The 18229-nt window shown below is 41.4% G+C and carries 15 protein-coding genes and 2 pseudogenes; 8 read left to right on the top strand and 9 right to left on the bottom strand.

The genetic code is table 11. The annotated features are described in order from the left end of the window. Nucleotides 1-12: 12 nt before the first annotated feature. A pseudogene (locus PGX00_RS23025) lies at nucleotides 13-210 on the top strand (IS6 family transposase); the annotation flags it as partial. 139 nt (nucleotides 211-349) lie between these two features. Here the strand turns inward: PGX00_RS23025 and PGX00_RS17395 are convergent. Together PGX00_RS17395 and PGX00_RS17390 are read right to left on the bottom strand one after the other, a co-directional pair. Beyond that, nucleotides 350-1027: an IS6 family transposase gene (locus tag PGX00_RS17395; protein WP_272140896.1), complete on the bottom strand. Its 678-nt coding sequence runs from the start codon at nucleotides 1025-1027 to the stop codon at nucleotides 350-352. Nucleotides 1028-1319: 292 nt separating this feature from the next. Then, nucleotides 1320-2618, bottom strand: a complete 1299-nt coding sequence (locus tag PGX00_RS17390; protein WP_272138932.1) for a patatin-like phospholipase family protein — start codon at nucleotides 2616-2618, stop codon at nucleotides 1320-1322. Between the two features lie 190 nt (nucleotides 2619-2808). Between PGX00_RS17390 and PGX00_RS17385 the strand changes: the two genes are divergently transcribed. Further along, nucleotides 2809-3168, top strand: a complete 360-nt coding sequence (locus PGX00_RS17385) for a DDE-type integrase/transposase/recombinase (protein ID WP_272138930.1) — start codon at nucleotides 2809-2811, stop codon at nucleotides 3166-3168. 465 nt (nucleotides 3169-3633) lie between these two features. Here the strand turns inward: PGX00_RS17385 and ahpF are convergent, their stop codons facing one another. From ahpF to PGX00_RS17365, 4 genes are all read right to left on the bottom strand, one after another. Continuing rightward, a complete protein-coding gene (gene ahpF, locus PGX00_RS17380) occupies nucleotides 3634-5226 on the bottom strand; it encodes an alkyl hydroperoxide reductase subunit F (protein WP_272138928.1) in 1593 nt (530 codons plus the stop codon). Nucleotides 5227-5420: 194 nt separating this feature from the next. After that, nucleotides 5421-5978, bottom strand: a complete 558-nt coding sequence (ahpC, locus tag PGX00_RS17375) for an alkyl hydroperoxide reductase subunit C (protein WP_272138926.1) — start codon at nucleotides 5976-5978, stop codon at nucleotides 5421-5423. A gap of 378 nt (nucleotides 5979-6356) precedes the next feature. Beyond that, nucleotides 6357-6965, bottom strand: coding sequence for a DUF3299 domain-containing protein (locus PGX00_RS17370; RefSeq protein WP_272138924.1), 609 nt, complete (start codon nucleotides 6963-6965; stop codon nucleotides 6357-6359). A 176-nt stretch (nucleotides 6966-7141) separates the two neighbouring features. Then, nucleotides 7142-8662, bottom strand: a complete 1521-nt coding sequence (locus PGX00_RS17365; RefSeq protein WP_272138922.1) for a M20 family peptidase — start codon at nucleotides 8660-8662, stop codon at nucleotides 7142-7144. 802 nt (nucleotides 8663-9464) lie between these two features. On the opposite strand from PGX00_RS17365, the gene PGX00_RS17360 reads away from it, so the two are divergent. Beyond that, nucleotides 9465-10730: a GntP family permease gene (locus tag PGX00_RS17360; protein ID WP_272138921.1), complete on the top strand. Its 1266-nt coding sequence runs from the start codon at nucleotides 9465-9467 to the stop codon at nucleotides 10728-10730. Nucleotides 10731-10739: 9 nt separating this feature from the next. After that, nucleotides 10740-11873: a glycerate kinase gene (locus PGX00_RS17355; RefSeq protein ID WP_272138919.1), complete on the top strand. Its 1134-nt coding sequence runs from the start codon at nucleotides 10740-10742 to the stop codon at nucleotides 11871-11873. 511 nt (nucleotides 11874-12384) lie between these two features. Here PGX00_RS17355 and PGX00_RS17350 read toward each other — a convergent pair. Further along, a pseudogene (locus PGX00_RS17350) lies at nucleotides 12385-13532 on the bottom strand (sugar diacid recognition domain-containing protein). Between the two features lie 1043 nt (nucleotides 13533-14575). On the opposite strand from PGX00_RS17350, the gene PGX00_RS23020 reads away from it, so the two are divergent. Genes PGX00_RS23020 through PGX00_RS23015 form a run of 3 tightly spaced genes read left to right on the top strand, consistent with a single transcriptional unit; the run spans nucleotide 14576 to nucleotide 14952 of the window. Further along, nucleotides 14576-14659, top strand: coding sequence for a hypothetical protein (locus PGX00_RS23020; protein ID WP_407702415.1), 84 nt, complete (start codon nucleotides 14576-14578; stop codon nucleotides 14657-14659). Between the two features lie 36 nt (nucleotides 14660-14695). Further along, a complete protein-coding gene (locus tag PGX00_RS17345) occupies nucleotides 14696-14830 on the top strand; it encodes a hypothetical protein (protein ID WP_272138917.1) in 135 nt (44 codons plus the stop codon). Beyond that, nucleotides 14767-14952 (top strand): DDE-type integrase/transposase/recombinase, encoded by a 186-nt coding sequence (locus PGX00_RS23015; protein ID WP_407702414.1) that lies wholly within the window; start codon nucleotides 14767-14769, stop codon nucleotides 14950-14952. The genes PGX00_RS17345 and PGX00_RS23015 overlap by 64 nt, the downstream gene beginning before the upstream one ends. 139 nt (nucleotides 14953-15091) lie before the next feature. On the opposite strand, the gene PGX00_RS17340 is transcribed toward PGX00_RS23015, so the two are convergent. Further along, nucleotides 15092-15355 carry a hypothetical protein gene (locus PGX00_RS17340; protein WP_272138915.1) on the bottom strand — a complete coding sequence of 88 codons (264 nt, stop codon included), beginning with the start codon at nucleotides 15353-15355 and terminating at the stop codon, nucleotides 15092-15094. Between the two features lie 376 nt (nucleotides 15356-15731). Here PGX00_RS17340 and PGX00_RS17335 point away from each other — a divergent pair, with 376 nt between their 5' ends. Then, nucleotides 15732-17045, top strand: a complete 1314-nt coding sequence (locus PGX00_RS17335; RefSeq protein ID WP_272138913.1) for an NAD(P)-dependent malic enzyme — start codon at nucleotides 15732-15734, stop codon at nucleotides 17043-17045. 249 nt (nucleotides 17046-17294) lie between these two features. On the opposite strand, the gene PGX00_RS17330 is transcribed toward PGX00_RS17335, so the two are convergent. Then, nucleotides 17295-18203, bottom strand: a complete 909-nt coding sequence (locus PGX00_RS17330) for a LysR family transcriptional regulator (protein WP_272138911.1) — start codon at nucleotides 18201-18203, stop codon at nucleotides 17295-17297. Between the last annotated feature and the right edge of the window lie 26 nt (nucleotides 18204-18229).

Here is an 18229-nt window from a genome sequence, read left to right as displayed (position 1 = left end):
CTATGGCCGTATATTCATATTAACATATATAAAAGACATAGATTTCCCCCTGATATCATCCAACATACCGTCTGGTTATATTATCGTTTTAGCTTGAGTTTTAGGGATGTAGAAGATCTTCTAGCAGAACGGGGTATTACCGTAAGTTACGAAACTATTCGTTACTGGTGTAATAAATTTGGACGTATATATAGCAGGTGTTTGAAGAAAAGCGTGAGAGGGTTGGTGATACGTGGTTCATGGGCGAGGTGTATATTAACATGCGTTTAGTTAAGCACGAAGGTTCTGTCGCAAAGTTTTACTGAAGTACAAACACAGTGATTTTCAGATACCATTAGGCTGCTAGCGCTTAGAATTCATCCCAAGCATATAAACCATCAGGATTATTGAGCTGCCCGTTTTTTATCATAGACCATATCTCTACCCCAGCAAGCGTTGCTTTGGCTCCTTCATCTGATTTCCATCCTAAACATTGGTGCATTTTACCTTTTACTTTGCGGTGACTTTGTTCGACTAGGTTATTCAAATACTTTACTTGCAGCACTTCAATGAGAGCGAGCATTCTCCCCGACAACCAAAGCTGAACATTGAGGTTGTGTAACGCTAACGCATTGGCTCCACTTTTATCAATGACTACCTTTTCCGGTAAGCCATTATGGTTTATCGCCTTATTGAAGAAGGCGTGAGCCGCTTTCTCATCACGGCGGTCGCACAAGAGAAAATCAATAATGTTACCGTGCTTATCAACGGCTCGATAATAATATTTCCACTGACCTTTGACGTTAATATATGTCTCCTCCATTCGCCACGAATACGCGACTGGTTTCTTTTTTTGACGAGCCTGATGTTCGAGTAAAGGGGTATACTTAATGACCCATCGATTGATGGTTGAATGATTAACATCAATACCCCGCTCAGCCATAAGCTCTTCAATATCATGATAACTGAGTTTATAAGAAACATAATAGCGGATCATTTGAAGGATAATCTCAGATGGGAAATGGCGACCGGAAAAATTGATGTTCATAATGCTAAAGTCGATGAATGCTGAAGAAAGCATACCTTACATCCTCTGTTTGCAACAGAACCAATGCGCAGCGCTTCCTCAGTATGTTTTCGCTTGTTTACAACGTATTCAATTTGCAAAGACATTTGTACAATGCGAATTTTTACAAAAGATCGGAGATCTATAGCATTTAACATTTGGCATGATATTACCGCTAGTTAATCTACTACTCGTCGAACCGTAGAGGTTAAAACCAGTTAACTTGACAGTACCCAATTGTTGACTAACAAAGTATAGGGTGTGACTTTTTTGCTTATGGTTCCAATTTTCTAAGGAACTTTATTAAGTTCTCGTTGGTTTGTACTTGTTTCATCCCCTCTTTAATTAGGGCGTCTACCTGTTCTGCTTCAAGCTCAAGGTCGGTTGGAATATTATTCATTTTTGCGTTGTCTTCAGGGTCTTTCACATTGTTCAAACTGACATCAATAAAGTAAGTGGATATATCGTTTGCTAAACCAAAGCGGAGCAAACTCTGTTTGTAATAGTTTCTTGTAACATCATTGTTGTGATGTATTTGAATATCACTCATTTGATTGAGGGTATCCAGAATACCCGGGGTTTTAGACGATTTTTCCATATCGGAGTGAGGAGTCGTGGAGGCATCGACAGTGATACTAATTAGATGAGGTTTTACATCAGAGCGAACTTCAGACAAATAGCGTTGCTTGCTTATATTCGAAATGTCCCACATAGCCTGTAATCCTAAGTTATCTGTAATACCACCATCAACAAGATGGATATACTGACGCTCATCTTTATCAGAATAGCTTTTTAATCCCTCGACAACTGATGATTTGACCGCGTTATAAGTGTTATTACTGTCTAAATCAAATAAATCTTGGCTTCCACAACCGGTATGATTTTTTAGAACAACTGGGTTAAATGCAATGGGAACGGCAGCAGATGCGGCAACCGCGCTTGCGATTGGATAGGAGGAAATATTTGAACAAATCAGGTTGAAATATTCCTGTGTGAAAGAGAACCGGACACCACCACCGAGATCAGTTGCATTAATGATAATTAATGGGCTGTTCTTCTTGTCTATATCAGAAAAAGTAGCATCACCAAATAATCTATCTTGATAGTAGGCCACTGCTTCATCTGTTAATCCCGATGTAGAAAACCATAACGCCGGATTCATTGCCCGCCAGAAAAGATCACTGCCTACGTCATTGTAGAGAAAATCGTCTTCATAATCGGTGAATATTTTGTCTCCGTGCAGACCATAATAAGCGGCGGTGAAACTTCCTCCCGATACGGAAGTGATAAAGTCGACTTCATCAAGTAGAGAGGTCTCTACACCATTAATAGTAACGAGTTCCTCTTTCAGTCCTTTAAGTACACCGTAGGAGAGCGCTGCAGCGCGAGTTCCTCCTCCTGACATCGCTATAATAATGATAAATTCACCACTATCACGACGCTCCTTTGTCGAAGCTAGCGAGTAAAGGTCTGTAACAACGGTATTGTATTTAAGAGGTTCGTTATTGATCGTACCATATGAAGAGCATGCGGATAGGGTAAGAAGGGTGATCAGTAATATGATGAAACGCATTCTGAATGGTCTCCAGTGGTATCGGTGTTGGTGATGTTACGGGTGTTAATTATACCCACCCTGAATGATAAAGGTACTTTTGAATCTTTATAATGTGAGATTTTTAGCTTAAAACCAATGCTACTAATATAGCTGGTCAGACAAAATGCAGGTACTGCCAAGTTAATCGATGCTATGGCAGTATTTCCATATGAGCATATATAAAAGACACAGGTTTTCCTCTGAGAACATCCAACATACCGTCTGGTTTTATTATCTTGGCCAAAGTTTTAGTGACGTAGAAGACCATTTCGCGGAACGAGGTATTGCCGAAAGTTACGAAACTATTCGGTATTGGTGCAACAAATTCGGACGTATCTATAGCAAACGTCTCAAGAAAAACGCCGATCGATTTGGTGATACGTGGTTCATGGACGAGGTGGATATTAACATTCGTGGTGAGCGTCATTACCTTTGGCGAGCGGTAGACCAGGATGGTGATGTTATCGATATTCTCGTCCAGAAAAAAGAGATGGAAAGGCTGCCAAGCGTTTCTTCAACCGCTTGTTAACGAGTAATCAAGGCGTAAAACCTTGGAAAATAGTGACAGATCCACATTGGTTAGGTGATGGCGCAGTAATGATGTTGCTCACAGAGAGTTAGTTCCAGAATTAATTCACGACAATAGCAAGTATCACAATAATCGGTGTGAAAGTTCTCATGAGCCACAAGGGTGAGAGAGCGGCAAATGCGAAAATTCAAAAGTAAGGCACATGCGCAACGTTTTCTCAGTACTTTCTCTTCAGTGTATAACGTCTTCAATTTGCAAAGACATTTGTGTCGAGCTGAATTTTACAAAAGTCGAAGAACTGATGCTTTTGCCAAATGGCGTGATATTACTGTTAGTTGACAGGTGATCTACTGGGAAACTACTATTCAATTTAGTTAAGCTGACAGTACCGTATTATCTGCCCAACGCCACCTCTAATTTTTTAGACGTGGCGTTGAATTTAAGCTAGCGAATAACAACCTTATCCTAGGCTGTTTCAGCAACCTCTACTGGAGCGGGGTTTCGAATTAAGTAATCAAACGCGCCTAAACTTGCTTTTGCACCTTCACCCATTGCGATGATAATTTGTTTATACGGAACGGTTGTGACATCGCCGGCAGCAAAAACGCCTTTCATTGAGGTTGCACCGTGTACATCGATCTCAATTTCACCTCTCGGTGACAGAGCAACGTTACTTCCTTTCAACCATTCACTATTTGGCATCAGACCGATTTGTACAAAGATACCTGCAAGTTCGATTTGTTTAAGTTCATCTGTATTGCGGTCTTTGTATTCTAAACTTGTTACCCTATTCCCATCACCTAGCACTCTTGTTGTTTGTGCCATCTTGATGATTTCGATGTTTGGTGTTGAGTTTGCTTTATCAATCAATACTTGGTCTGCACGGAGTGTGTCTGCAAATTCTAACACCGTGACATGCTCGACAATACCCGCTAGATCGATCGCCGCTTCTATTCCAGAATTCCCACCACCAATTACCGCTGTTTTCTTACCTTTAAAGAGTGGCCCGTCACAATGTGGGCAATATGCAACTCCTTTATTTCGGTACTCTTGCTCTCCGGGTACGTTCATTTCACGCCAGCGAGCACCAGTACTTGTGATGATAGTGCGAGCCCGCAAAATAGCACCACTTTCGAGTTCGACATGAATATAACCATCAGCTGTATCTTCTGCTTCGATAATATTTGCAGCACGCTGCTCGGTTATGACCTCTACACCATATTCTTTTACATGCTCTTCTAAGCTTGCAACTAGTTTAGGGCCTGTAGTCGCCTTCACTGAAATAAAGTTCTCAATTGCCATGGTATCCATCACTTGACCACCAAATCGATCGGCGACAATACCTGTGCGAATACCTTTTCGAGCCGCGTAAATTGCCGCTGATGAACCCGCTGGTCCACCACCGACGACTAGAACATCAAAAGGTTTTTGCTTATTTAGACTTGCTGATATTTTCTCAGCAGCGCCTATATCTACTTTATTTAGAATTTCAGCCAGAGACATTCGACCTTGACCAAATAACTTGCCATTGATGAACACGCTTGGCACAGCCATGATGTCACGAGATTTAACTTCATCTTGGAATGCTGCACCGTCAATCATCGTTGTTTTAATGAGTGGATTGATTGCAGACATCATATTAAATGCCTGAACAACTTCCGGACAATTTTGACAAGACAGTGAAATAAAAATCTCAACGTTTAATGCCTGATCGAGCTCTCTAATCTGTTCAATCATATCCGCTTCTAGTTTAATCGGGTGCCCACCGCTGTGGAGAAGCGCTAATACTAGTGAGGTAAACTCATGACCCATAGGTAGACCTGCAAAACTAAGAGCAGTGCCTTTTTGTTGATTAACAACCTGCATGATTGGGCTACGATCACTTGCGTTATCATCACGGATAACTTGGACTTTATCGTTCAGGGAGGCGATGTCATCAGCCAAAGCTTGAAGTTTTTCGGCAGTATCACTGTTATCAAGACTGAGTACTAACTGAACGTTGGTTTTAAGGTTTTCTAGGTATGCTTTTAATTGTTGCTTCATTGCTTGATCTAACATAATAGTGCCTATTGTTAAGTTGTGTTTCTTGGTTTGACCAATACCTTCTTGCTTAGAAAAGTAATAATAAAAGGGGCGCAAGTCGGCAAATATTATAGGGTTAAGTATTTTTAGGGGTGGCACGCCTCAGCCCTTTAGGAGGTAGGCCGAGGTGTGCCTGTCGAACTCTTTAGTGCTATTTAGTGGGTGATGGTTTAGATCTTACCTACTAGGTCTAGAGATGGGGCTAAAGTTTCTTCGCCTTCTTTCCATTTTGCTGGGCAAACTTCACCAGGGTTAGCTGCTACATACTGCGCAGCTTTAACTTTACGTAGCAAGTCTTCTGCGTCACGACCGATGCCTTCAGCTGTGATTTCCATTGCCTGGATAACACCTTCAGGGTCGATTAAGAAAGTAGCTCGGTCTGCAAGGCCTTGACCTTCACGCATCACGTTGAAGTTATTAGTGATTGTGCCCGTTTGGTCACCAACCATGAAGTATTCGATAGTACCGATTTTATCTGAAGTATCGTGCCACGCTTTGTGAGAAAAGTGTGTGTCAGTTGATACTGAGTAAACTTCTACGCCACGAGATTGAAGTTCAGCGTATTTATCTTGAAGGTCTACAAGCTCTGTAGGGCATACAAAAGTGAAGTCAGCAGGGTAGAAGAAAAATACTGCCCACTTCCCTTTTACATCTTGCTCTGATATTTCTACGAATTCGCCGTTTTTGAATGCAGTTGCTTGAAATGGTTTGATTTCTGTATTGATCATGATGTGTTCTCTCTATGCTAATTTATTGTATTTAACGCTACGTTGCGTCGATGGATACATATTGCATTCAGGGAGAAAATTTGTGAAGTTGGACGTTTCTATTAGTTTGATAGGGAAAATCTATTGTTAGTTAAGTTTTTCTTATAGTAGAGGTTTTCTAAATATTTGGTATGTAGAATGTTTAATTTACCAAGGTAATTGTGCCATGCCGAATTCGACAAAGTTCGTAGAACGGATGCCTTTTCTACATGGCGTATTTATATTACTGGCTAGGTAGCGTTAACCGGAAAACAGTGACTCTATTAAGTTAAGTTGGCTGTACTTTGGTGATTCAGAGCAATAGAAAAATCTCCCCTTTTTTTACAAGTATTCGTCATCTTAATTATACAGTTCAATATCCGATGCGTTAATCACATAACCTGTCTGAATCGCTTGATTCCCATCAGATAAGGCAACCGAAGTTTTGATTGAATGTGCCTTAATGTTACCTGCAACCCACACTGGTGTGTACAAGCTTTGTAATTCGTGCCCTTCAGGGAAATCGACCAAAATGGTTTGGTTGACTGGCGGTGGAGGGGTGTGGATACAAGCTCCCGCCGTTGGCACCAAAATGAACCGAACGCCCACTAGCCCTTCCATCTCAAGCGGTACTAAAAAACCGGCAAGCTTTATATCATCCATGCTAAGTTCAGGGACAATACTCGCCGTTTGTTGCGCTCGTTGCTCAATTAGTTCACGTACGTTTAAGCCCTTTTTTTCAGCTAAGGTGACGCGTTGGTTATATCCATCGTTCTCCATTGGGCTTAACTGACGAGTCACCTGAGCCACTTCATAGGCGTAAATCTCGGAAAGCAACGCCTTATCTCCAGGAGGAAGTGTTTGATATTGAGTTTGAAGCGGTCTTAATGACTGCCACGTTATCGTTTCTGAAGCTTGTGCATTTAGTCCAAAACAGCAAGCAGCAAGAATTAAGAGTACATATTTCATGTCAAAATTTCCCAATGATAGTAACTAAGAGCAATAATTTAGTGAGCAAACAGTTGCGTGATTTGGATGTGGTGTAAATTAATGTTCGAGTTCACCCTCCATGTTTAAATGGCCAAGAAAATCTTAGCCATTTAATGTTTTTTTGGGGTGAATCAATGCGTCGTGGTCAACTTATATTAAAGATTATTTAGGTTATCCATAAGTTGATAAAAGAATCCAATAGAGCGACCGTACTCTTCAACAAGGATACGTTCATTCACACCGTGGAAGCCTTCAAACTCTTTCACACTCTCCAACTGAATAGCTGTCATCGTATATACGTCAGGTGCAAAATCACGAGCTTGAAAGTGCTTCGAGTCTGAGCCGCCAATCACGAAGAACGGAGAAACAATGAGATCATTACCCCAAGTCTGACGGATAGTTTTCTCTAGCATTTTATAACCTTCACCATGTGGGTCTGCAACATTGGTTGCTGGTGTTGATGCTGAGATATCACGAATCGTCATTCTTTTATCGCCAATCGCTTTTTTCACGTGCTCAATAATCACCTCTGGGGTATCACCAGGCATTGGTCTAAAGTTGACAACAGCGGTTGCGGCTGGTGGTAATACGTTATCTTTCACACCCGCATTAAACATAGTGACGGCTGTGGTAGTGTGGAGCATTGCTCGTGTGACTTGGTTTTGCTCCATGACTTCGAAGAACTTCTGTTCTAAATCCGTCACAGTATCATCGTTACCATAAGCTACTGCCTTATACATTGGTTGTTGCGCTTCAGGAAGTTCTGGCCCCATGAATCGGTATTGGTATCGAACGGCATCGTGAATTTTATAAGGGAACTGCGCTGCTTCAACTTTTTCAACCGCTTTAGCGAGTGCAACAATGTTAGACTCTTCGGCCGGTTGTGATGAGTGGCCACCCATGCCATTAATGGCGATTTCTAAGCTAACAAAACCTTTTTGAGCAATCCCAATCAATGCTGTGTTCTCACGTATACCAGGGAAAACACCAGGAATAAGTGGTGCAGACTCATCCATTACGAATGCAATTTCATCATAACGTTGTTCTAATATATCTGCCGCGTGTTTCGCGCCTTCTGGGCCGCCGACTTCTTCATCGTGACCAAATACGAATAGAATAGTTCGCTCTGGTTGGAAACCTTCTTTGAGTTTCATTTCGGTTGCTTCAAGAATCGCGTGAATTTGGTTTTTATCATCTAATGAACCGCGTCCCCAAATATAGCCATCTTTTATATCACCAGAGAAAGGCTCCACTTCCCACTGATCGCGAGATTCTTCCGCAATAGGTACTACGTCTTGGTGCGCCATAAAGATTGCTGGTGGCAGTGATGGGTTTTTCCCTTCCCATGTGTAAATCAAACTAAATGGTCGTGGATCACCAACTTTTTCGCGTTTTAGTGTTTTGTGAACCAATGGGTATGAATCTTCAAGAAATTGGTGATAGTCGTGAAATGCCGCTTCATCAAAATCACTGCGATCTTGATTGGAAATGGTTTGAAACTTAACCGCTTGTGAGAGGCGTTGTGCTGCACCTTCAAGGTCAACTTGTACTTCTACTTTTTCGATGCCTTGCATTTGCATTGAGCTAAAGTCTTGTTCATCAGACCAAGCAGAAACGCTCGCAGTTAGTGCCAACGCAGACGCGATACTAGTAAAGAGTCTTGAGTGTTTTTTCATAATATGGTTCCTAAAATTGGATAAGAAGTAATTCTGTGTTTTTGTTGATGTGCTCAGTATTATGCAAAAATACATACAGAACCAATTCCCAGCGTAGGATTCAATCCTACAGAAACCAAATATGGCATGGGATAAGTAGCTACTTTTAAGTTAGCCAACCTTAAGGCGGTGTTTCTAGGTGGTCATATACAAATGATATTGATTCTCCCTCTAATATTAATCGTCATACTAGTCGAATTTGCGATACGTGCTTGATTAACGAGGTTTAGTAGTAACCAGCATTATCTTTGGACAGAAGGAGGACAAGAAGCGGATGAGCTCAGAAAATAGATAAAAAAGGTTGTATAGCATCTCGTTAAAAGCTTATTTACGAGTGTTCAGGGAGTTAACCGATGTAAAATAGTGACAGACAAACTTCTTAGTTATCATGTTGCTCATAGAGAGCTTGTTCTTGGGCCTACTCATGACCTAAATTGGACTTCAGATTTAACTATTGGTGAGCTTTAGAGTATATCTGTGACCCATATCATACACAGAGTAAATAGGTTTTTCCCCAAACACTTCCTTTTATCCACTCTATGTTCGATTAATAAAAATATATTAAATTACAGCTACATAGGTTGAATTTTTCTTCTCCTAATAGTGTATATTTGCATCAGTGATTGATGTGTGTTTTGTTTTATTGCACAAAATTTATCGTCTTTTGTGGCCTAAAATCTGGGTGGTTACCTAAAGACTCAACATCGAAAAAGCCATAGTGTCTACATCGTTTATTACACAAAACTATAATAGGAAAAAAACGATGATAGAAGTATCTACCCTTGGGGCCCTAGCTGCATTAGTTGTTGCTATCACCCTTATACTCAAAAAAGTGCCACCTGCTTACGGTATGATAATTGGTGCCTTAGTCGGTGGTGTTGTTGGTGGTGTATCTCTGACAGATACGGTCTCCTTGATGATTGGCGGCGCTCAGGGTATCACGACTGCAGTTCTGAGGATTTTAGCTGCTGGCGTGTTAGCAGGAGTGTTGATCGAATCTGGTGCGGCAACCTCTATAGCAGAAAGTATTGTTAAGAAAGTCGGTGAAACTCGCGCCTTGCTTGCTTTGGCTATCGCAACAATGATTCTGACGGCAGTTGGTGTGTTTGTTGATGTTGCTGTTATTACAGTATCACCAATCGCGCTAGCTGTTGCTCGACGTGCTGACATATCAAAGACTGCTATTCTTCTGGCAATGGTCGGTGGTGGTAAGGCTGGTAATGTCATGTCACCAAATCCAAATGCTATTGCTGCTTCTGATGCTTTTGATGTGCCCCTAACCTCAGTGATGGCTGCTGGTGTTGTTCCTGGTTTAATTGGGTTGGTTTTTGCGTACTTTATCGCGAAGAGGTTAGTAAACAAAGGTTCGAAAGTTTCAGATAGCGAAGTAATGAAAGTTGACTATTCCAAGTTACCATCCTTTGGCGCCGCACTGTCTGCCCCTCTGGTTGCTATTGCTCTTCTTGCTCTTCGCCCAATTGCTGGTATCAATGTGGATCCCTTAATTGCACTTCCTCTTGGTGGTTTGATTGGTACTGTTGTTATGGGCCGATTTAAAGATGTAAACAGTTTTGCAATTTCGGGGTTAGGGCGTATGGCACCTGTTGCGGTAATGCTCTTGGGCACAGGTACTCTTGCAGGCATCATCGCTAACTCTGGATTGAAAGGTGGCTTAATTGATGTACTCACAGCATCTGGTCTTCCTTCTTTTCTACTAGCTCCAATTTCTGGGGCACTAATGTCATTGGCAACCGCTTCTACCACTGCGGGCACAGCTGTAGCGTCTGGCGTGTTTGGTGGAACAATACTAGAACTTGGTGTACCTGCGCTTGCTGGGGCAGCAATGATTCATTCCGGTGCGACAGTACTTGATCATATGCCTCATGGCAGCTTCTTCCACGCCACTGGTGGTGCTCTGCATATGGATATTCGTGAACGTCTAAAGGTTGTTCCCTACGAGTCAGCGGTTGGTCTAGTTATTGCGGTCGCTTCTACTCTGATGTTTGGTGTATTTGGTTTTATGGTATAAGGAATGAAAATGAAAATTGTAATTGCTCCTGACTCATTTAAAGAAAGTCTGACAGCATTGGAAGTGGCTGAAGTTATTGAAAAAGGTTTCCGCAGTGTGTTGCCGGATGCGAAATACTTGAAACTGCCGATGGCTGATGGTGGTGAGGGTACGGTGCAATCGTTGGTAGATGCGAGCGGTGGGAAAATAGTAAAACAAACTGTTACAGCTCCGCTTGGAAATCAAGTGGAAGGGTTTTACGGACTAATGGGGGATGGTGAAACCGCTGTGATAGAGATGGCTGCAGCATCAGGTATCCAACTTGTTGAGCAAGAAAAGCGTAATCCGTTAATAACGACTACTTATGGTACCGGAGAACTAATTAAGGCGGTATTGGATCGAGGTGTGAAGCATATAATTATCGGTATTGGTGGCAGTGCGACCAATGACGGTGGCCTCGGTATGGCTCAGGCTTTGGGAATCAAGATGTTAGACCGCAAAGGTCAGCCATTGGGTTATGGAGGCGGGGCTTTGAACAACCTTGCAACTATTGACATGTCCGATATGGACCCACGTTTGACAGAAGTAAAGCTGGAAGTGGCTTGTGACGTAGATAACCCATTATGCGGTCCTCTAGGGGCCTCCCATGTTTTTGGGCCACAGAAAGGTGCGACACCAGGTATGGTAGAAGCTTTGGATAATAATCTAGCGCATTATGCCGAAGTGATTAAACAGCAAGTAGGAATGGATATCAAGAATGCTCCTGGGGCTGGAGCCGCGGGAGGCCTCGGAGCAGCTTTGCTTGGCTTGTTGAAAGCTTCATTGAGACCAGGGATAGAAATTGTGATGGATGCGGTTGATTTGGCCTCTGCGGTTTCGGATGCAGACCTGGTCATCACTGGAGAAGGTCGTATCGATAGTCAGACTATCCATGGGAAAACGCCAATCGGTGTAGCTCGCACTGCCAAGAAGTTCAATGTTCCTGTAATTGGTATCGCTGGTTGTCTGTCCCCAGACTGTAGCGTAGTTCATGAATATGGCATAGATGCAGTATTTAGTATTACACCTCGAGCGGTTGATCTACCTACAGCCTTAAAAGAAGCCGCGATCAATGTGGAGCTAACTGCTCGCAATGTTGCCGCTGCTTATTCACTGAATAAGTAATCAACTAGACAGTTTACTTTTAACAACAAGTCGAGGCATCTTGTATCGTGACTCGACTTGATTTTACATCTGATTCTGTATTTATAGGTTCCTACTATGTGCATGAAAGTAGTTATAGTAAAAGCCTATCTGAGCGGTCTGGATTAAAGCAGCAGTTAAAGAGGTCAAGACTGCTAAATATCTGAAAAAGTATTAAGGCGCGTCAGTATTGCTTACTGAAAATAGCCACATCAGGATAATCTCATCTAAAACTCTCCCACTCCACTTGCAGCTATTAACAATATCTAGAGATATTGTTTTCTATTAGAGCGAACCCGGATATGAATAGTCAAATTGCCACCATAGCGAAAGCGGAAACTCAAATGCATGTTGCTGAAATAAGTATGACTGTTGTTGCAATAAATGAATCAGCCAAATGTACATATGACTTGTGCGGAAGTAATAGTAACAAGGTTATTTCGCCTACTGTCATTACAAAACGCATTAGTTAGATCGCTAAAACTAATAGGTATCAGCTTTCCATGTATAGAAGCGAGAGATAAAGGCGAATTTTATCATTTATGTTATTGATGTTCAGGTTGGTTTCTTCTTGTATCTTATCGATACGATAGCGGAGGGTGTTGCGATGGATATGAAGGGCTTCACATGTGAGGCTTTGGTCGCAATTATGCTCAAAAAACACTTTGAGCGTTTTTATCAGCACGCCTTTTTTATCCTTATCTTTAAGTGACTTACTCGGAGAGGTGAGCTGAGCATGTTTCCAAGAGTCTCGTTTAACGTCAGAAATCAGTACCGGAATAACATAGTCATCGTAGAATAGAACATCACTGTGAGAAATATCGGCAACCCCCATCGTGGCTTTCGCGGTTTCATATGAACAGCAAATACCTGAAATTCCAGGAAAGTAGCCACCAACAGCTATTTGAAGGCTGAAGATACTTTCATGAGTGATACGCTTCATCAATTTGGCGATGCTCTTTTTTCTGGACCTTTATTCCAGTCGTTTTTACTCATGTGAATGGGTTTTAGAACCACCACTTCAGGATTTGTCATCGACACTAAAGCTACTAGGTTGTCACGTTCCGGGTACTCGAGTAAATCTACCAAACTACGTAAGCTATCCATCGAGACTTTTTCTCCAAGCTTACTACGTATCTTAATACTAATAGCTACTCGGGGTATGCTTAGATCCATATTAAGGTGGTTGGCTATTGAATGCAGTTGAGGTTCATTGAGAGTAGTACCACGAATAAGATCAAGTACCAGTTCTTCTTGATGTCGTTTATCCCACTGCAACTGTGACATCATTGCCATTTGTTCCAAGATTAATTCTGCTGTCATTTTGATAAAATCAGCATGCTTTCTTACTTTATCCGGCTCACCAGAAATCCCGACAGCACCTATGGCCTGATTCTTAAAGATTATAGGTAGATTGATTCCTAGTTTAGAGCCTTTCAACACTTCGGTTGAAATCTTGTCAATCTCCACAACACGATTATTGTTGATGGCTAAAAGAGCTCCTTCGTGAAGTTGATTAATTCGACTCTGGTCACCAGAGCTAATGATTTTACCTTCCAAATCCATCACATTTATCGAATGGTCAATGATGCGCATTCCTCGGGTAACAATTTGATAAGCAATCATTTGAGTAAGTTCAATCATAGTGTTTTACCGTAACCTTATATACAACTAATTTTATAGTAAGCAGAACTTTTTCCTAAGCATTCTCGCGATGAGAAATAGATGTTCTAGGTGTTTGTTGCTTAAACAAATAGATTAACGTTATTTGAAAAATTATAGTCTTGACCGTACGCAGTGAGAGATGCATGGTAAGTAACAGAAGGTTGTTACTGACTAATTAATCAATAATAACCGTGTGATGATTAATTACACTTGTTGTAAGTGTGAACGGAGCTATACAAAGTTTAATGGCTAATTAGCGATATAAGTGGTTCTCGCGCATATTTTTGTAGTGCTTCGGAACTGCATTATTGAAAACAAGAATCAAATTTTGTTAGCGCAATCCAATGTGGTCAGCAGTTCGTACTCTATGTCCTTTGATATGGTTAGTCTTTAGGTGACAGTCCAAATTTTCCTGCGGAAAATGGAGTGTTTTTGTGCAATAAAACAAAAGCTTATCAATTGCTATTAAATTGTAGAACGCCTTAAATAACGGGTGCCTATTATACCTTTGATATATATATTGTTTTTTTATTTCCCATTCTTAATAATTTCAGGGTATCGAGATAGATATGCGATACTAATTGGTATGACTGGCGTCACAATTGTGCCTAAAAGTTACTCTCTTCGTTATTAGCATTTAAGCACTAACGGCTGATAAGAGTGCACAGTCAAGTTAACCGACGCTTCTTTCTAGCTAAACTAGGGTACTGTCAAGTTAACCAATGCTATGGCAGTATTTCCATATGAGCATATATAAAAGAGATAGGTTTCTCCCTGATATCATCCAACATACCGTCTGGTTGTACTACCGTTTTAGCTTGAATTTTAGGGATGTAGAGGATCTTCTAGCTGAACGGGGCATTACCGTAAGTGACGAAACTATTCGGTATTGGTGCAGTAAATTCGGACGTATCTATAACAAGCGTCTCAATAAAAACCCTGGTTGATTTGGTGATACGTGGTTTATGGATGAGGTGTATATTAACATTCGTGCTGAGCGTTACTACCTGTGTTGAGCGATAGACCAGGATGGTGATGTTATGGATATTCTCGTCCAGAAAAGAAGAGACGGAAAGGTTGCTAAGCGTTTCTTCAAACGTTGATTAACGAGTAATCAAGGCGTAAAACCTTGGGAAATCGTGACAGATCCACATTGGTTAGGTGATGGTGCAGTAGTGATGTATCTCACTGGGAACTCGTTCCAGATTCAATTCACGACGACAGCAAGTATCACAATAATCGGTGTGAAAGTTCTCATGAACCAACAAGGGTGAGAGATCAGAAAATGCGAAAATTCAAAAGCAGGGCACATGCGCAGCGTTTTCTCAGTGATTTTTCTTCAGTGTATATCGTCGTTAATTTACAAAGACACTTGTGTAGTGCCAAATTTTACTAAAGTCGAAGATCGGATGCTTTTGCTACATGGTCTGGAGTCACCGCTAGTTAGTCGGTATCCAGCCGAGAAACTGCGGCATAATTTAGTTAACTTGATAGTACCTTGAATACTATGAGAAACATTTCGTGAGTTATTTTGTTCAGGAAAGTACTGCCGAGCTCGCTATCAGTGTTGCGCTATCGACCTTAATTCGATATTCATGCTCAAACCAAGAAGAATCAGACTCAGCACAACAGATGCTCTTTTGACATGCCTTTAAGCAAAGTTCTCTAATTAACTGCTTTGACTGCGAGTTTAAGCAACGCACGTGGGCTGCGCATAATTGCCTTTCATAGAGGAGCTCTTCGAACTTTTCTATGCTCATCTCTATCTGAATCGTTTGAACAGGTTTGCTTGATTGCATACAAATGATGCTCAGTAATTAATAATGCCATTAATGATCGTATAAAAAGCATCAAACGTCAATGATAATCATTATCATTGACGTGGTGTGAGTCCTATTCGAAAATATCTGAGACAAGCGCCGGTGAGGTAGTTTGGGAGAGAATTAAAGGGAACCGCAACATCATGTAATTAACTTGCCAGAAGTTGGCATGGTGATTTTATCATTCAATTTTACGTTTTCGAATTGGTATTATTCTTAAATTTTGTGATTAGCTTGGTTAGATAAATTAACGGCTACCTCGTAATAACACCAACACCTCAAACAGAAGACTTAAACTTGAATTTCCTCATCTGACCAGTTAGTGTTATAACAAATTTATAACAAGAGTAACATCATGCATATAGTCGAAATTCTATTGGTTGAAGCACCCCACAAACCTGGTTATATGGCTAAAGTTTTGGGCGTTGTGGGTAATTTCGGTGCGACAGTCGAAGGGTTAAATGCTGTCCGTCGTTTAGATAAAGAAACGATATGGGAAGTTACTCTTGAATATGATGATTCATTAAATATTAACGAACTTTTTGATGAAATCAATTTGTTGCCTGACACGTCGATTACCGGGAAGTCAGATCGCGTATTTAATCGTCATAAAAATGGCAAAATTAAAACGGTTTCCTCCATTAATATCGATTCGTTGGAAATACTGAGAGACGTATACACGCCCGGTGTGGCTCGAGTCTGTCAAGCGATACAGGAATCACCAAAAAAGATAAAAGACTTTACCAACCTGCAAAATACCGTAGCGATTGTAACGAATGGTACCGCTATTCTAGGTTTAGGGGATATTGGCCCAGAAGCTGGATTACCTGTGATGGAGGGCAAGGCCGCAATCCTAGCTGAGCTTGTCGGTCTGTCAGGTGTGCCTATTTTATTGAAAGAAAAAGATCCACTGAAGATTATTGAAGTTGTAGAAGCTATTTCTTCATCATTTGGCGCAATCTTGCTTGAAGACATTAAAGCACCTGAATGTTTCACTATTGAAGAAGAGCTCATCGATAGGGTAAATAAGCCAGTATTTCATGATGACCAGCATGGTACAGCAATGGTTGTACTGGCCGCTTTACTATCTGCTACCAAACAACAGAATATTAACTTAAAAGACCGAGTATTTGGGCAAATTGGACTTGGTGCTGCAGGTATGGGTATCTGTAACCTTTTACTAGAGTATGGGGTTAAAGATGTGGTTGGCTGTGATCTTGACCAGGAAGCGCAAAAGAAACTGAGAGGGCTAGGCGGAAATCCGATGAGCCTACAAGAAGTTATGGCTACTGCCGATGTGGTTGTCGCAACCACAGGTGTAAAAGGGTTGATTAAGCCAGATATGGTACGAGAAGGTCAAATTATCATGGCACTGAGTAACCCTGATCCGGAAATAGAACCCAACGTAGCGATTGAACACGGCGCATCATTCGCTACTTGCGGTAAGGTGGTCAATAACATGCTTGCATTCCCAGGGTTATTTAAAGGAACGCTGGCTGCTGATGTGTCAAAGATAACTCACTCAATGAAAATTGCGGTTTCAGAAACCTTATCTCAACTTGCAAAAGATGGGGCATTAGTACCGGCAGCACTGAATAAGGAGGTGCACGATCGAGTTGCTGAAGCCGTCTATCAAGCGGCTATTAAGCAAAAGAATGAGTTCCTTTAAATATATTAGTTTGGAGCCAATTTCATATCTGCTATCGGGATAAGCGCTAAGGCGTTTGTCCTCGTTAGTCCTCACCGTAGGGTCAGATGGACTAACGCTATGGCCGAATTTCTAGATGAACATATGCAAAAAATCGTAAATCTGACGTCTTTGTTACATGGTGTCATATTACGGCTAGTTAAGAGATATTCGGGTTATAAAGTGGCTAATAAATTCTAAGAAATGTGTCCAATTTAAACTAAAGTATACTCACATCGTCTGTGATAAATATTTTTTAAGCTCATCGGAGACGAAATCGAATACGCGGCGAATTCTACGGTTAGTTCTAAGTTCCTGATGACAAACAGCCCAAACGGGTAAACATATCGCTGGGCCAAATTGTTCAAACGCTTTTACTAAATGTTGCTCCTGGTCACCTACATCTTGAGTCAGGTAAATAAGCCCCAAATTTTCTTTACAAAGCTTTATTTGCATCATTTGGTAGTCAGTCGATAGCTTGACGTTATTTAGTGATAGATTCCAACCCTGTTGATTGAGTTGGTCGACCATTTTGCTACTGTCACTGAAACCTATCAATTGTATGTTGTGAATGTCTTCAAGCGAGTTGATGTCGTTATAAGGTTGTAAATATTCTTCGGTCCCATACAACCATACTGTTTCTTCACCTAGTTTTCTTGCAATTAGGTCAGGCTGAGTGGGACAAAAACTCCTAATGGCGATATCAGCATCCCTTCGATTCAGATCGCTAACTTTGTTGCTCACCACAACCTCTATGGTAATACCGGGTTCTTCTTCTCTTAATTTGGCAATGATTCGGGGTAGGCGATACACTGCGTCTAATTCGCAAACTGAAATCACTACCGTACCTTCTAGCTGTTGTGATTGCCCATTGGCCATAAGTGAAAAGTCACTGGCAGCATCACCCATCTTTCGGGCTAATTGTAGAAGTTCCATTCCACTGGAAGTCAATTCCAATCTGTGTCCAGCCCTTTCAAACAATCTAACCCCAATTTCTTGCTCTAAAGAAGCGACCTGCCGACTAAGGGTTGGTTGTGTCATGTTAAGAGCGTTCGCAGCAGCAGATAGCGTTCCTTCTTCCGCTGTGACTAAGAAAGCTCGGGTGCGATTCCAATCGAAACAGACGGATTTCCAGTTCATGCAAATATGTATACCCTTATGCTTTT

The organism is Vibrio algarum, assembly GCF_028204155.1.
Lineage (GTDB): Bacteria > Pseudomonadota > Gammaproteobacteria > Enterobacterales > Vibrionaceae > Vibrio > Vibrio algarum.
Note: the sequence above shows the minus strand (reverse complement) of the source record. Positions and strands in the feature narration are given on the sequence as shown.